Origin of the sequence: Neorhizobium sp. T7_12 (genome assembly GCF_002968535.1) — a bacterium.
Lineage (GTDB): Bacteria > Pseudomonadota > Alphaproteobacteria > Rhizobiales > Rhizobiaceae > Neorhizobium > Neorhizobium tomejilense.
On sequence record NZ_PVBK01000007.1, the window covers coordinates 23,480 to 38,972 of the forward strand.

14 protein-coding genes are annotated in these 15,493 nt (G+C 62.5%); 5 read left to right on the forward strand and 9 right to left on the reverse strand.

The features are described 5' to 3' along the window. Window positions 1-48: 48 nt before the first annotated feature. On the forward strand, window positions 49-873 hold the full coding sequence (gene blaOXA, locus C5J26_RS16860) for a class D beta-lactamase (RefSeq protein ID WP_105402816.1): 825 nt from the start codon (window positions 49-51) through the stop codon (window positions 871-873). A 215-nt stretch (window positions 874-1,088) separates the two neighbouring features. Here the strand turns inward: blaOXA and C5J26_RS16865 are convergent, their stop codons facing one another. The 5 genes from C5J26_RS16865 to C5J26_RS16885 all read right to left on the reverse strand — a co-directional run bounded on the left by C5J26_RS16865 (window position 1,089) and on the right by C5J26_RS16885 (window position 7,224). Continuing rightward, a complete protein-coding gene (locus C5J26_RS16865) occupies window positions 1,089-4,214 on the reverse strand; it encodes an efflux RND transporter permease subunit (protein WP_105402817.1) in 3,126 nt (1,041 codons plus the stop codon). Further along, a complete protein-coding gene (locus C5J26_RS16870; RefSeq protein WP_105402818.1) occupies window positions 4,211-5,434 on the reverse strand; it encodes an efflux RND transporter periplasmic adaptor subunit in 1,224 nt (407 codons plus the stop codon). The genes C5J26_RS16865 and C5J26_RS16870 overlap by 4 nt, the downstream gene beginning before the upstream one ends. A gap of 201 nt (window positions 5,435-5,635) precedes the next feature. Continuing rightward, complete coding sequence (locus C5J26_RS16875) at window positions 5,636-5,839, reverse strand: hypothetical protein (protein ID WP_046668452.1); 204 nt, start codon at window positions 5,837-5,839, stop codon at window positions 5,636-5,638. 100 nt (window positions 5,840-5,939) lie between these two features. Beyond that, on the reverse strand, window positions 5,940-6,308 hold the full coding sequence (locus tag C5J26_RS16880; protein WP_105402819.1) for a hypothetical protein: 369 nt from the start codon (window positions 6,306-6,308) through the stop codon (window positions 5,940-5,942). A 127-nt stretch (window positions 6,309-6,435) separates the two neighbouring features. Further along, window positions 6,436-7,224, reverse strand: coding sequence for an SDR family oxidoreductase (locus C5J26_RS16885; RefSeq protein ID WP_105402820.1), 789 nt, complete (start codon window positions 7,222-7,224; stop codon window positions 6,436-6,438). Window positions 7,225-7,482: 258 nt separating this feature from the next. Here C5J26_RS16885 and C5J26_RS16890 point away from each other — a divergent pair, with 258 nt between their 5' ends. After that, a complete protein-coding gene (locus C5J26_RS16890; RefSeq protein WP_105402821.1) occupies window positions 7,483-9,144 on the forward strand; it encodes an electron transfer flavoprotein-ubiquinone oxidoreductase in 1,662 nt (553 codons plus the stop codon). A gap of 46 nt (window positions 9,145-9,190) precedes the next feature. On the opposite strand, the gene C5J26_RS16895 is transcribed toward C5J26_RS16890, so the two are convergent. After that, window positions 9,191-9,412 (reverse strand): type II toxin-antitoxin system VapB family antitoxin, encoded by a 222-nt coding sequence (locus C5J26_RS16895; protein ID WP_105402822.1) that lies wholly within the window; start codon window positions 9,410-9,412, stop codon window positions 9,191-9,193. A 187-nt stretch (window positions 9,413-9,599) separates the two neighbouring features. Between C5J26_RS16895 and C5J26_RS16900 the strand changes: the two genes are divergently transcribed. Beyond that, the gene (locus C5J26_RS16900; RefSeq protein WP_105402823.1) at window positions 9,600-10,211 is read left to right on the forward strand and encodes a L,D-transpeptidase; all 612 of its coding nucleotides are present in this window, start codon (window positions 9,600-9,602) and stop codon (window positions 10,209-10,211) included. A 75-nt stretch (window positions 10,212-10,286) separates the two neighbouring features. On the opposite strand, the gene C5J26_RS16905 is transcribed toward C5J26_RS16900, so the two are convergent. Next, on the reverse strand, window positions 10,287-11,303 hold the full coding sequence (locus tag C5J26_RS16905) for a zinc-binding alcohol dehydrogenase family protein (RefSeq protein ID WP_105402824.1): 1,017 nt from the start codon (window positions 11,301-11,303) through the stop codon (window positions 10,287-10,289). A gap of 123 nt (window positions 11,304-11,426) precedes the next feature. Between C5J26_RS16905 and C5J26_RS16910 the strand changes: the two genes are divergently transcribed. Then, entirely contained in the window at window positions 11,427-11,822 is a 396-nt protein-coding gene (locus C5J26_RS16910) for a helix-turn-helix domain-containing protein (RefSeq protein ID WP_046637542.1), read from the forward strand. A gap of 197 nt (window positions 11,823-12,019) precedes the next feature. Here C5J26_RS16910 and C5J26_RS16915 read toward each other — a convergent pair whose 3' ends face one another. Next, on the reverse strand, window positions 12,020-13,261 hold the full coding sequence (locus C5J26_RS16915) for an MFS transporter (RefSeq protein WP_105402825.1): 1,242 nt from the start codon (window positions 13,259-13,261) through the stop codon (window positions 12,020-12,022). A gap of 272 nt (window positions 13,262-13,533) precedes the next feature. Here C5J26_RS16915 and C5J26_RS16920 point away from each other — a divergent pair, with 272 nt between their 5' ends. Next, entirely contained in the window at window positions 13,534-14,472 is a 939-nt protein-coding gene (locus tag C5J26_RS16920) for a diacylglycerol kinase family protein (protein WP_105402826.1), read from the forward strand. Between the two features lie 40 nt (window positions 14,473-14,512). Here C5J26_RS16920 and C5J26_RS16925 read toward each other — a convergent pair whose 3' ends face one another. Next, window positions 14,513-15,256 (reverse strand): GGDEF domain-containing protein, encoded by a 744-nt coding sequence (locus C5J26_RS16925; RefSeq protein WP_105402827.1) that lies wholly within the window; start codon window positions 15,254-15,256, stop codon window positions 14,513-14,515. Window positions 15,257-15,493: the final 237 nt, after the last annotated feature.

Consider the following 15,493-nt stretch of genomic DNA (forward strand, 5'->3'; position numbering starts at 1 on the left):
TTGCAAGCCGACCTAGAAAAGCCGTGTCACCCCATTTGGAGCACCGCGATGGCTTTCAGAAATTCTTTTCTTCTGGCATTTTCCCTCGGAATTACCGCGATTTTTCTCGATTGCACCTTCGCTGGTGCCGCAGATCCGATCCGCTGCACCGTCATCATCGACGAGGAGAGCGGCGATGCGCTTTACCGCCAGGGCACCTGCGACCAGGGCTTTTATCCCCAGTCGACCTTCAAACTGCCTTTGGCCATGATGGGCTACGACGCTGGCATCCTGACCGACGCCCAGAACCCGCGCTGGAAATACCAGGCGAATTTCAAGGGACCGGAGCGGGTGAAGAAGGATGTCGATCCGCTGATCTGGGAAAAAGAATCGATCGTCTGGTACTCGCAGGAAATCGCCCGCAAACTCGGCAAGCCTAAGTTCGCGGACTACATCCAGCGCTTCGGTTATGGCAACCGCGATATCTCCGGTGGCCCGGGCAATACCGATGGACTGACCGAATCCTGGCTGATGTCGTCGTTGAAGATTTCGGCCGACCAGCAGGTCCAGTTCCTGCGCCGTTTCCTCAACGGCGGCCTGCCGATCTCCGAACATGCGGTCGACATGACGCTGGCGATCGTGCCGCATTTCGAGGCCGGCGACGGCTGGGACATTCAGGGCAAGACCGGTTCCGGCTGGCTGCGCGACAAGGCCGGCAAGGTGGATTACGCCCGCCCGCTCGGCTGGTTCGTCGGCTGGGCAATGAAGGACGAACGGCGTGTCATCTTCGCAAGGCTGCTGGTCGATACCAAGCGGTACCCGAACGAGCCGATCAGCTTCGTGGTACGGGATGGGCTGATCAAGGATTTGCCGAAACTGGCGGAAAGTTTCTGATTTTCCAGCCCCTTGCCTGAAACTGAAAGCGGCCGGGCGACCCCCAAGCCCGACCGCAGCAGCGCGTACGCAGTACTACGCTGCACGACCTATAAGAAGCTTTAGCGGTGGCTAATGCAAACGGAGTCCGTTGTTCAGGTTATCGGTTAAGGTTACTTTCGCTGAGAGCCCCACATCCTTGCCCGCCCGCCCATTCAGGCGGCGGGCAGAGGGCGTCACTCGGCCGCAATCGCCGTCGGCGCGTCGTCGTTTGCCTCGTGCAGGTCCTTGTCCTTCCTCGACCAAAGCCTCCCGAGGAAGCGGCCGAACCGGTCCATCTCCACAAAGATGACCGGCGTGATGAACAGCGTCAGCGCCTGCGAGACGATCAGGCCGCCGACGACAGCGATACCCAGCGGTTGGCGCAGTTCCGACGAGGCACCGGTGCCGAGCGCGATCGGCAGTGCACCGAGCAGGGCGCAGAAGGTCGTCATCATGATCGGCCGGAAACGCCGCACGCAGGCCTCATGGATTGCGACTGCCGCCGTTTCCCCCTTCGAGCGCATCGTCTCCACCGCCACGTCGATCATCATGATCGCGTTCTTCTTGACGATGCCGATCAGCATCAACAGCCCGATCAGCGCGATGATCGAAAGGTCGAAACCGAACAGTTTCAGCGCCAGCAACGCTCCGAAGGCCGCTGCCGGCAGGCCCGACAGGATCGTCAGCGGGTGGATGAAACTCTCGTAGAGCACGCCGAGCACCACGTAGATGGTGAGCACCGCAGCCAGAATCAGCATCGGCGTATTGCCCTGGCTCTGCTGAAAAATCTGCGCGGTGCCGCCATAGGAGGTGAACACGTCGTTCGGCATCTGCAGGTTCGCCTTGATCTGGTCGACTGCCGCCGTCGCATCGGAGAGCGAGACGCCGGCCGGCAGGTTGAACGACACGGTCGTCGAGACCAGCTGGCCGGTCTGGTTGACGGTGACCGGCGCCGTCTGGCGCACCACCGTCGCGAAATTCGACAGCGGCACCAGCGCGCCGTTCGAGGACAGCACCCTCACATCCTGCAGCATCTGGTCGTTCCATTGCTGGGTATTGTCGAACTCGGTGATGACGTCGTAGCTGTCGCCGGTCGACTGGATTTCGGCGGCCGTATAACCGCCGAACGCCATCTGCAGCGTCTTGCGCAATTCGTCGTCGGTAATCCCGAACGAAGCTGCCTTTTCCGGATCGACCTTGATATTCGCCTCGATCGCATCGTTCTGGGCGTCGGAAGTGACGTCGGTGAAATGCGCGCGATCGGCGCGCATCGCGGCCTGGATCTTGTCCGACCATTCGGTGGTCTGCGAGGCATTCAGCGCCTGGACGACGAGCTGGTACTGGCTGGCCGTCGCGCGGCCGCCGAAGCGCAGGCTCTGCTGCGGGGTGATGAAGGTCTTCATGCCGGCGAACCCGGAGGTCGCCTGCCGGAGTTCGCGCAGTGTCTGGTCGAGCGGCGGGCGCTGGTCGCGGTCCTTCAGTTCCACCCAGATCGTGCCGTTGTTGAGCGAGCTGCGGCCATTGCTGCCGACGATCGAGGTGACGTGGTTGACCGCCGGATTTTTCTGCACGGCGGCAGCCACCTGTGCCTGCAAGTCGCGCATCGCCGGATAGGAGATGTCCTCGCGGGCCTGCGTCGAGATCGTCAGCCGGCCGATATCCTCCTGCGGAAAGAAGCTCGTGGGCAGCGTCCAGAACAGATAGACCGAGGCGCCGATCGAGGCGAGGAAGACGAGAAGGATGATCGCGCGGTTCCGAAGGCACCAGCCGACCGCCCGGTCATAGCCGTTGAGCGTGCGGCTGAAGCCGGCGTCGAAGACACGCACCATCAGGCCCGGGTGGTGTTCGGCGCCGGATAGACGCGAACCGAGCATCGGCGTCACCGTCAGCGAGACGACCGCCGAGGCGACGATGGCAAGCGCCACCACCATGCCGAATTCGTTGAACAGCCGCCCGACCACCCCGCCCATCAGGAGGATCGGGATGAACACCGCGATCAGCGACACCGACATGGAAATGATCGTCGAGCTGACTTCGCCGGCCCCTTGCAGGGCCGCCTGCATCGGCGCCATGCCGTCCTCGACATGCCGCATGATGTTTTCCAGCATGACGATCGCATCGTCCACCACCAGTCCGACCGCAAGCGTCAGCCCGAGCAGCGAGATGTTGTCGATACTGTAGCCGAGCACATACATGGCGCCGAACGTGGTGATCAGCGACAGCGGCACGGCAAGCCCCGGAACGAGGGTGGCGGTGATCCGGCCGAGGAAGAGATAGATGACCAGCACGACAAGGCCGATCGTCAGCATCAGAGTGAACTGCACGTCCGAGATCGAGGCACGGATCGCCGTCGAAGAATCGTTCATGACGTTGATCGACACGGCGGCCGGCAGCTCGGCCGACAGTCCGGGCAGTTTTGCGCGCACCGCATCGACGACATCGACCGTATTGGCATCGGGCTGGCGCTGGATGGCGAGGATGATCGACTGGTTGCCGTCATACCAGCTTCCCGCGTCAAGGTTCGCAACGCTGTCCTGAACGTTGGCGACGTCGCCGAGATGGACGGGTGCGCCGTTCGGGCTGGCGATCACCAGCGAACGGAACTGGTCGGCATTGGTGCGCTGGGTATCGGCATTGATGGTCAGCCGCTGGCTGTTGTTCTCGAGCGAACCGACCGGCGCCTGGCTGTTGGCGGTGGAGATCGCATCGGTGACGTTGTCGACGCCGAGGTTGCGGGCCTGCAGCTTGTTGGGATCGACCTCGACGCGCACTGCATAGGTCTGGGCGCCGAAGATCGAGACTTCCGCGACGCCCGGCAGCGTCGAGAGCGAGGGGGAGAGGACGTCCTCGGCGATCTCGTCGATCTTGCTGCGCGGCATCGTATCGCTGCGGATCGACAGGAGCAGGACCGGCGCGTCGGCCGGGTTCGTCTTGCGGTAGCTCGGCGGCGTCGTCATGTTGTCCGGCAGCTGCCGGGTCGCATGCGAGATCGCTGCCTGCACGTCGGCCGCCGCCGCGTCAATATCGCGGTTGAGATCGAACTGCAGCACGATCGAGGTATTGCCGAGCGAGTTGGTGGCGCTGATCTCGCTGATCCCGGGGATCGTCTCGAACTGCTTGATCAGCGGCGTTGATACCGCCGTCGCCATCGTCTGCGGCGAGGCGCCGGTCAGCTGCGCGGAGACGTTGATGGTCGGGAAGTCGACCTGCGGCAGGGCGGCGACCGGCAGCAGCTGATAGCCGGCAAGGCCGGCGAGCACGGCGCCGATAGCGAGCAGCGTGGTGGCGACCGGGCGGCGGATGCAGAATTGCGGGATCATTGCGCTGCCCCCACTTCGACCGGCTGATCATTGCCCTTGGCGTCTGTCGTCTTCTGGCCGTTGCCGAACTGCTCGACGACGGTGGCGCCATCGACGAGCTGCACCTGGCCTTCGACCACCACATGCGCGCCTTCGGTCAGTCCGCTGGCAATCGCCGTGTCCGGGCCGTTGGAGCGGGCAATTTTGACCGGCGTCACATGAACTTTCTTGTCGTCGCCAACCGCATAGACGAACGGTCTGTCGACGCCCGGATTGACCGCCACCGTCGGCACCACGATGTCCTTGTCGTCGCTCTCAAAATGCACGGTGACATTCAGCGATTGCCCCGGCCACAGCGTTCCGGACGGATTGTCGAACCGCGCCTTGGCAAGGATCGTGCCCGAAGCCGGATCGACAGTGTTGTCGAAGAAGCTCAAGGTTCCCTTGGCCGAAGTGCCGCCGCCCTGCGGCACGGCATCGACCGTTACCGCCTTCGCCGTCGCGCCCTGCTTGAGCTGGCCGAGATAGGCTTCGGGAAGGTGGAATTTCACGTAGATCGGATCGTATTTGGCGATCGTCACCACCGCCGATCCGGCGCTGAGATAGGCGCCGGTGCTGATGTCGATGTCGCCGAGCCTTCCGTCGAAGGGCGCGCGGATATCGGTATGGTCGAGGTCGATCTGATCGGCTGCGATCGCCGCGTTGTCGCTCTGCGCGGTGGCGGCCGCGGTATCCTGCGCCGCCTTCGCCTGGTCCACGGTCTGCTGGGTGCCGGCGTTGCCTCGCAGCAGGTCGTTGGCGCGGGTGAGCGCGGTTTGAGCCTGGGTGAGCGTCGCCTGGTCGCGGACGAGCAACGCCTTGTCCTTGTCCAAAGCGGCCTTGGCCGTGCGGTCGTCGAGCTTGGCGATCAGGTCGCCCGTCTTGACGAATGCGCCGTCGGTTGCCGCGATGCTGACCACGATGCCCGGTTGCTGGGCGGCGATTGTGGTATTCTCGTCGGCATTGGCCGCACCGGAGGCGGTGACGTCCATCGGCAGGGCGGTGCGGGTGGCGGCGACCGTCTTGACCGCCGGCGGTGGACCGACTGCGCCGCGCCGGCGTGCGCCCTGCGGCAGGCCTTCGCCGGGAGCGGCAGAGGCCTGCTGGCTGAGGGATGAAAGAAAGGGAATCCGATCGCGGAACTCCCAGCCCGCAACGCCGGCAACGACAAGAATGCCGGCAAAAATCCAGATCTTCTTCATGGGGTGACCGCTCGCCTGTGGTTGTGCTCGATGGTATCGGCCCATCGAACCGCCCCTATTGCGGCGCAAAAAAGACAAGTTTTTACCGACCGGCTCACTAACCGGTGAAGGCGGATTAAAGGTTTGTAATGAAGGGCTTAGATGAACTGGAGTTAATTTTCTTCGCCTTTTGGCTGCGCAGGAGAAGCGCTGCCAACCGGCCTAGCGCAGGAACCGTCGGGCGCCCCAGATGACGGCAAGGCCGATGATCGCAACGCCGGCGCCCCTGATGATCCAGGGCGTCTGGTTGATCATGAAACTGCTGGCGGGATAGGGGAAGGCGCCGGTGCCCTGGCCGATCCAGATGAGGCCGATCACCACCATCAGGATGCCGATGATCGAAAGCGCAAGTCGAGTGAATTTCATGGAAGAATCTCCGAGGGCAGGGTCTGGAGATCATAAGCGTGGGCCGGTGCTCCCGCGAGACGCTTTTGCGTGATGTCGGGTCGTCCGCAAACGTCTCCGGTCAGACGTCTTCGTAATAGGTGGCGATCAGCGACCGTGGTGCCGGTTCTTCGCCGTCGGCCAGGAAGAAACTGCCGGCGATCCGGCTCGAAGGCGACAGGCTGTCGAGAAGATTGCGGACCACGACATCGTCCACGGCCTCGAGGCTTCGCGCATGCATGTTTCCCGATCGGCCGGAGATCGCCGAGGTCTCGGCTGCGTGCCGGGTTGCTGCTTCCCAGGTGCCTGCATAGGTCGCGACCTGTCCGGCCGCAAGTGTCGCCGAGATCGAGGCCGCCGAGGAGGCAGCGGAAGGCGCCGTGGCGTGAGGCACGGCGGAGGGTACACTGGGCGGGGTAGCCTCGGTCGCCCCCGAAACACTTTCGATCATGCCGGCGATCCTTTAATTTTGGGGGCCGGCTTGCCTCTTAGCTCAGGCGAATTGAGATACCGCCAACAGCGGCACCCCAATTCGATTTAATGTTTAACGACCTGGATTTAGCCCTCTTTCGCAAGCCTCAGATCGAGCGCGACGCGCCACCGTCGACCCGGAGCATCGTGCCGGTGACATAGCTTGCCGGGGCCGAGCAGAGGAACGCACCGGCGGCCGCGAATTCCTCGACCTTGCCGAGCCGGCCGGCGGGAATGGTCTTCAGCGAGGCGGAGCGGATTTCCTCCACCGACTTGCCGGTGCGCTTGGCATTGGCGCCGTCGAGTTCGTCGATACGATCGGTATGAATGCGGCCGGGAAGCAGCATGTTGCAGGTAATGCCGAAACCCGCCACTTCGGTTGCGATCGTCTTGTTCCAGCCGACCAGCGCCGAGCGCAGCGTGTTCGACAGCGCCAGATTGGCGATCGGCTCGAAGACGCCGGAGGAGGCGACGGTCAGGATGCGGCCGAAACCCTGTTCCTTCATCTGCGGCAGGAGGGCGTTGGTGAGCGTGATGACGCGCAGCACCATGGACTGGAAGAAGATGTCGAGCTTGTCGGCGGTCATGTCTTCTGTCGTGCCCGGCGTCGGGCCGCCGGTATTGTTGACCAGGATGTCTATGCCGCCGAGCTTCTCCTTGACGGCAGCCTTCATCGCCTCGACGAAATTCTCCTCGGAAAGGTCGCCCCAGACCCAGTCTGCCTTACCCTTGCCTTCGGCATTGATCGCCTTGCAATTGTCCGCCAGCCGCTCGCCGGAGCGCCCGACGAGGAGAACGTGGGCGCCCTCGCTCGCAAGTGCCTTGGCGATGCCGAGGCCAAGCCCGCGGGACGAGGCGAGCACGAGAGCGCGTTTGCCGTTTAGACCGAGATCCATGATTTTATTCCTTCCCCAATTCCTGTGATCGGTTGTCGGGCCTTTATAGCAGCGGCAGAAGGCTGCGAAAGGCCGATCTTGCTTTCTGCGGTTCGGTGTCTATAATTGACGTGTACGTAAACGTAATATGAGAAAACCGAAACGCCATTTGCGCGAATGACAAGGCGGAGGACGTTTTCCCGCCTCGACAAGCCGGGGCGGTTTTGTCAAACAGGTTGCCTGAATAAAGCCGGAAGGGGCCGGCGAGCGGAGTTGGATATGAACGAGCAAGAACTGCCAGAACGCGAGAGCATGGAATTCGACGTGGTGATCGTCGGCGCGGGTCCTGCGGGGCTTTCAGCCGCGATCCGCCTGAAGCAGGTCAATCCGGACCTGACCGTCGTGGTGCTCGAAAAAGGTTCGGAAGTCGGCGCCCATATCCTGTCCGGCGCGGTTGTCGATCCGTCGGGCATCGATGCGCTGCTGCCCGGCTGGCGTGAGGAGGCAGGCCACCCGTTCAAGCAGCCGGTCACCGCCGACCATTTCCTGTTTTTAGGCCCGGCAGGCTCGATCCGGCTTCCGAACTTCATGATGCCGCCGCTGATGAACAATCACGGCAACTACATCGTCTCGCTCGGTAACGTCTGTCGCTGGCTCGCCGAAAAGGCGGAAGCGCTCGGCGTCGAGATTTATCCGGGCTTTGCCGCCACCGAAGTGCTTTATGACGAGAACGGCGCGGTCAAGGGCGTGGCGACCGGCGACATGGGCGTCGAGCGCAATGGCGAGCCCGGCCCGGCCTTTACCCGCGGCATGGAACTGATCGGCAAATACACGCTGATCGGCGAGGGCGTGCGCGGATCGCTCGCCAAGCAGTTGATCCTGCGGTTCGACCTGCAGAAGGATCGCGAGCCCCAGAAATACGGCATCGGCCTCAAGGAACTCTGGCAGGTGAAGCCGGAACACCACCGGCCGGGCCTGGTGCAGCACTCGTTCGGCTGGCCGCTCGGCTTGTCTACCGGCGGTGGTTCCTTCCTCTACCACCTGGAGGACAATCTCGTCGCCGTCGGCTTCGTGGTGCACCTGAACTACAAGAACCCATATCTCTACCCGTTCGAGGAGTTCCAGCGCTTCAAGACCCATCAGGCGATCCGGGGAACCTTCGAGGGCGCGAAGCGCCTCTCCTACGGCGCCCGCGCCATCACGGAGGGCGGTTACCAGTCGGTGCCGAAACTGACATTCCCGGGCGGCGCGCTGATCGGCTGTTCCGCCGGCCTCGTCAACGTGCCGCGCATCAAGGGCAGCCACAATGCGGTCCTGTCCGGCATTCTGGCCGCCGACAACATCGCCAGAGCAATCGCAGCCGGTCGTGCCAATGACGAGGTCGTCGAGATCGAAAACGAATGGCGCTCGACGCCGATCGGCACGGACCTGAAGCGGGTGCGCAACGTCAAGCCGCTCTGGTCGAAGCTCGGCACCGGTTTGGGCGTCGCGCTCGGCGGTCTCGACATGTGGACCAACACGTTGTTCGGTTTTTCCTTCTTCGGCACGCTGAGACACGGCAAGACCGACGCGCAGAGCCTCGAACCGGCAGCCCGGCACAAGAAGATCGACTACCCGAAGCCGGACGGCGTGCTGACATTCGACCGCCTGTCATCGGTCTTCCTGTCGAACACCAACCACGAGGAAGACCAGCCGGTCCATCTGCAAGTGAGGGACATGGACCTGCAGAAGCGCTCCGAGCTGGAAGTCTATGGCGGTCCCTCGACACGCTACTGTCCGGCCGGCGTCTACGAGTGGGTGGAGAAGGACGGCAGCCAAGTCTACGTGATCAACGCCCAGAACTGCGTCCACTGCAAGACCTGCGACATCAAGGACCCCAACCAGAACATCAACTGGGTCCCCCCGCAGGGCGGCGAAGGCCCGGTCTATCCGAATATGTGAGGCTGGTGCCTGTCGCGGAGTTCGCCAGAGCGAGGCCCCAAGCAGATCACTCCGGATTACCCTCCCAAGTGCCATCCGGGTTCCAGCGTCGGCGTGGCGGATCTTCCAGATCCGGCGCGCTGCCTCCAAGCATGATCAACCTCTGCGCTGCCTCGTGCTGGACGAGAAGCGTGAGGGCTCTTTTGATCACCTCGGAGGTATTTTCGATCCCGCTGAATTCCTTGGCCTCTGCAAGTAATTTTTCGTCGACGGTTATGGTCGTGCGCATATCCTAGCCTCCCGGCCGCCCACATCAGATGATGCATTTCCCATCTCACACATGGCAATGTGGCCTCTCTACATCAGCGCCCTCCTAACGCGTTCGTGATGACTGGGGCAATCACCCGTTTAGCACTTCATTAACCATAATATTCTTAAGGTCAGCGTCATTCTCTCGACGCACCAAGGACACATTCATGTCGATTTCTCGTCGCGGCTTTCTTGCGGGTCTGCCGCTTCTGCTTGCCGGTTGCGCTTCCACCATCAACGATCAGACGAATTACGCAGCGCTGCCGAACGAACAGTTTCCGCTGAAGACCGTGCCGGTCGAAAACATCAAGCCGGAGCTGCGCCGCACCGAAGTCGCCTATGTCACCCCGTATGCCCCCGGCACCGTGGTCGTCGATACGCCGGCCCGCCGCGCCTATTATATTCTCGGCAACGGCCGCGCGATCCGGTATGGCGTCGGCGTCGGCCGTGCCGGACTGGCGCTTGCCGGCAATGCCTATGTCGGCCGCAAGGCCGAATGGCCGACCTGGACGCCCACCGCAAACATGCAGCGCCGCGAGGAGCGATACCGGAAGCTCGCAGGCGGCATGCCGGGCGGCCCGAACAATCCGCTCGGCGCCCGCGCCATGTATCTCTATCGCGGCGGCAACGACACGCATTTCCGCATCCACGGCACTAACCAGCCGCAATCGATAGGGCTTGCCATGTCGAGCGGCTGCATCCGCATGATGAACCATGACGTCGTCGATCTCTACAGCCGCGTCAATGTCGGCGCCAAGGTCGTCGTCATCCAGGCCTGATCCACCGCCAGGCCGCTAAGAAAGCCCGCCGTTTCAGCCACGGCGGGCTTTCTTTGTTTCTTTCACAGGACCCCGTCAGAAGCCCGAAAGCACCAGCTTGCCCTTGGTGCGGTTGCTTTCGACCATCGCATGCGCCTTCTTCAGGTTCATGGCGTTGATCGGCCCCAGAGTTTCGGCAAGCGTCGTGCGGATCTTTTTGGCATCGACCAGTTCGGCGACGTGGTTCAAGAGCTTGTGCTGCTCGATCATGTCCGCGGTCTGGAAGACGGCACGGGCGAACATCATTTCCCAATGCACCGACAGCGCCTTGCTCTTGAAGGCGCGCAGGTCCATCGGTTCCTTCGGATCGTCGATCAGCGCCAGCCGGCCCTGCGGGGCGATCAACTCCAGGATATCCTTGAGATGGTTTTCCGTGTGGGTCGTGGAGAAGACGAAGGCGGGTGCGCCGATCGCCATCTGGGCAAGCTGCGGCCCCATAGGCTTCGAATGGTCGAGCACATGGTGGGCGCCGAGTTCCTTGATCCACCCTTGCGTCTCCGGCCGCGATCCGGTGCCGATCACCGTCACGTCGGAGAGTTCGCGCAGGAGCTGGATGGCGATCGAGCCGACCCCGCCGGCGCCGCCGATAATCAGCACCGCGTTCCAGGCACCCGCCACCTTGTCCTGCACCTTCATGCGGTGGAACAGTGTCTCATAGGCGGTGATCGCCGTCAGCGGCAGGGCGGCGGCCTCCTCGAAGCTCAGGGTCTTCGGCTTGAAGCCGACGATGCGCTCGTCGACCAGATGGAATTCCGCATTGGTGCCCGGCCGGTTGATCACGCCGGCATAATAGACCTCGTCGCCCGGCTTGAGGAGTTTGACGCCCGGGCCGACCGCCTTCACCACGCCGGCAGCGTCATAACCGAGGATCCTGTGCTGGCCGGGCTCGACCGCGGCCGAGCGGCGCACCTTGGTATCGACCGGATTGACCGAGACAGCCTTGATCTCGACGAGCAGGTCGCGGCCCGCCGCCTCCGGCATGGGCAGATCGATGTCGATCAGCGAGGTTTCGGCGGTGATGGGCTGGGGCATGTTGAAGCCGACGGCGCGCATGGAACGTCTCCTTGGTGTGTGTCCTGTTGTCCGGAGACTAGATGGCGCCTATGTTCAATGAGCGCAAGAATGCACATTTTTGGTCTATAGTACCGAAAAGTATACCGTGAAAGGACGCTGACCATGTCGAAACCCCGTGCCAAGCTGACCGACAATTTCCCTGGCTGCCCGGTGGAATCGACCCTGAGTTTCCTCGACGGAAAATGGAAGGGCGTCATCCTTCATCATCTTCTGGAAGACGGCACGCTGCGCTTCAACGAACTGCGCCGCCGCATTCCAGCGGTCACCCAGCGCATGCTGACCAAGCAGCTGCGGGAACTGGAAGAGGCGGGTCTGCTGTCGCGCACCGTATTTCCAGTCGTGCCGCCGCGTGTCGATTATGCGCTGACGCCGATCGGCCGCAGCCTGGAGCCGGTCATCGCCGCGCTTCGCCTCTGGGGCAAGGAACACGTCATCTGCGAAGGCGGCAAAAAGTACATGGTCATGCCGGAGGAAGAGGCTGCGTCGAAAGCGGCTTAGTCATCGAAGCGCTGCGTGTTCATGCGGACTCTAACGGGAGACGGCAGCGCAAGCCACCCCCCCTCATCCGACCCTTCGGGCCACCTTCTCCCCGCTGGTGAGAAGAGGGAATGTGCCGCGACCTATCGTTTATCCTCTCCCCCTCGGGGAGAGGTCCGCCGAGCAAAGCGGAGGCGGGGTGAGGGGGCTGCGGGCTCTCAAGCCGTCGCGGTCTTCCGGTCGAGCGCCGCAGAGACCGCAAACACCCCAAAGCCCAACAGCGACAGCGCCGCTCCCACATAGCCGGTCGCGGCAAAACCCCAGCCCCAGGCGATCACCAGCCCGCCGAGCCAGGCGCCGAGGGCATTGGCGATATTGAAGGCCGAATGGTTGGAGGCGGCGGCCAGTGTCTGCGCGTCGGCGGCGACATCCATCAGCCGCGTCTGCAGCGCGGGTCCGGCGGCAAACCCGCAGCCAATCAGGAAGACGCAGAGGCAGAGCACGACCGGATATTCGGCCCACAGGCCAAAGGCGCCCATGACGACGATGTTGAACAGCATCACGCCGCCGATCGTGCCCTTGAGCGACAGGTCGGCCAGCCGCGAGCCGACAATATTGCCGACATTCATGCCGATGCCGAACAGCGTCAGCACGATCGCCACCATGCTGACCGACATCCCGGCCGTCACGGTCGTGGTCGAGGCGATGTAGCTGAACACCGAAAACATGCCGCCGAAGCCGACCGCCGCGATGCCGAGCGTCAGCCATACCTGCGCGCGGCCGAAGGCGCTCAGCTCGCGCCAAATGCTGGCGCCCTCATGCACTGCGTCGCGCGGCTGGAAATACCAGAGCAATGCTACCGTCACGACGCCGATGCCCCCGACCAGGAAGAAGGCGGCGCGCCAGTTGAGCATCTGTCCCATGAAGGTGGCGATCGGTGTGCCGACCAGGGTCGCGACGGTGAGGCCGAGCATCACCCGGCCGACGGCGCGGGCACGTTTGTTGGGTGGCACCATCGAGGCAGCCACGAGAGCCGCGACGCCGAAATAGGCGCCATGCGGCAGGCCGGTGATGAATCGCAGCGCGGTAAAGCTCCAGAAATCCGGCGCCATTGCGCTCGAGATGTTGCCGAGCGCGAACACAGTCATGAGGATCAGCAACAGCGACCGCCGCGTCATCCGGGCAGCGGCGACCGCGATGATCGGTGCACCGATGACCACGCCGAGAGCGTAGGCGCTGATCACGTAGCCCGCCATCGGAATGCTGACCTGATAGGTGGAGGCGACATCCGGCAGCAGGCCCATGATGGCGAATTCGCCGGTGCCGATGCCGAAGCCTCCGACCGCCAATGCGATCTCGATCAGGATGACGGCGAGCCGCGAAAGAGCGGGTGCACCATCAAAATCCTGGGCTTCCGAACGGTCCCGTGCGGATTGAAAATCGGCGGCAGTATCGGTCATAATATTGAATCTGCTGGAAAAAAGACGCGGGTAGGATGTGGGAGGCATCCACCCGCTCTGGAGGTGAGTGGGTCATCGAAATGACCGACCGTCAGGCTAACATGGCATTGTGCGTTGCGGTAGTATCCGCCATTTATTCAGGCGTGCCCTCACGGGATTGTGAGTTTTTTCCTGAAGCGACGGCGGGCTTGTTGATAAAGCTCCCGGTCGCAACCATTTCTCTGATGGGCCGTTGTCCCGCGCCAAATCCGCTCCTCTGCAAGCGAGATCAAATGAACCTTTTTGCCGTCTTCAACCGCGATGGCGGTACCTTCCGAACCACCGATATGGACGCCTATTGTGCTCGAGCAGCCGAGACGTTCAAGGCGGCCGGTCACGAGATCGAATGCCATGTGGTGTCCGGCAAGGACGTGGTCGCGACCATGGAAAAGGCGGCCTCGACGACCGGCGTCGAAGGGCTGATCGCCGGTGGCGGGGACGGGACCATCTCCGCGGCCGCCGGCATCGCCTGGAAAAGCGGCCTGACGCTCGGCGTCGTGCCGGCTGGCACCATGAACCTTTTCGCCCGCTCGCTGAGACTGCCGCTCGATATCTGGCAGGTGCTGGATGCGCTGGCCGACGGCACGCCGGAAAACATCGACATCGCCAGCGCCAACGGCAAGAGCTTCGTGCACCAGTTTTCTGCCGGCATGCATGCGCGCATGGTGCGTTACCGCAATTCGATGACCTTCGCCTCGCGGCTGGGCAAGATACGCGCGAGTACGCGGGCGGCGATCGGCGTCATGTTCAATCCGCCGGAATTCGAGGTGGAGTTCAACGCCGGCGGCAAGATCGGGCACCGCAAGGTCTCGGCGATTTCCGTCTCCAACAACGAGTTCGGCCGCGATCCGCTGATGTTCGCCGACAGCCTGACCGGCGGCCATCTCGGCTTCTATGTCGCCGATCCGCTGACGCCGGCGGGCGTGGCGCGGCTGACCTTCGATATCATGCGCGGCCGGCTGAAGGAAAACGCGGCCGTCACGGCGATGACGGCGACCGAACTGGAACTGCACTTCCCCCGCGAGCGCCACGATATCCGCTGCGTCATCGACGGGGAACTGCTGCCCATGGATCGCGACGTGCTCCTGAAGATCCATGCGGGCGAGCTGACCGTGCTGGTCAACAAGCCGCAGGAGCGTGTGACACAGGAACGGGACGGCAGCGGCATCTGAGCGGGCTCGCGGCGATATCTGAACCGTTCTGCCGCCATCTTCAGATGGATGAAACGACCCGATTTCGCCCGAGCGATTTTGCCTCGTACAGGTTCACATCGGCGGCTCTGAGGCATTCAAGAGGATCGAAGCCAGAAGCACAGTGGATAGCTCCTATGCTGGCCGACACCGGAACGGTCGATCGTGAGGCGGAGCGCACATCCAGGCCTTCGATGAGTTCACGGATATCCTTGCACCACCTCAACATCTCGTCGACGGTCAGGCCACCTTGAAAGAGAGCGAACTCTTCGCCCCCGAGGCGGCCCGCTATGGTGAATTGCCCGTCATACGTGGCGAGTATCTGCCCGGTGCGGCGAAGGACCTCGTCACCGGTCGCATGACCGTAGCGATCGTTGATCGATTTGAAGTGGTCGAGATCCAGGAAAATAAGAGCTCCGGTTAGACCCTCCCCGCTGAAGGTCTGCAGTTCCTCCATGAAGGCGCTGCGGTTTAACAGCCCGGTCAGTCCGTCCCGGCGGGACTGCCAGTGAAGTTCCTCGTAGGCGGCGGCCAGTTTCGCGAGTGCGTCAGAGGCCACGGCTTCCGCACGTCGAACGCGTTCTGTCTGGCTGAAAAGCACGGCCGAGGCGGGAATGGAGATAGCAAGCGGGCAAACGATGGTCATCACCAGGCCGGCACCGGCGACTTCCCCGCCCAGCATCGGAACGAAGGCAAACGATAGAGCCAGAGATGCGAGCAGGGACAAAAGTCCGGCAAAGAGTGACTTGGCGATAACAATATGCATCGATTTTGCCGCAAGACTTCAAATATCAAGCTTCCTTAGCCTCCATGAATTTAAGATAGGTTGAAACATTCGCTTAAACATCGATCGTGTGCGGTCAATGCGCTGGTCAATCAATCGCAGGAACAGGATGGCAGCGGCATCTGGGCGAGTTCAGGGCCTGCAATACAACCTCTTGCATCCGCTTGTTCATATCTCGTTAAGTGGGGAGCATTAGATTTTCAACCATTGATAGAATCA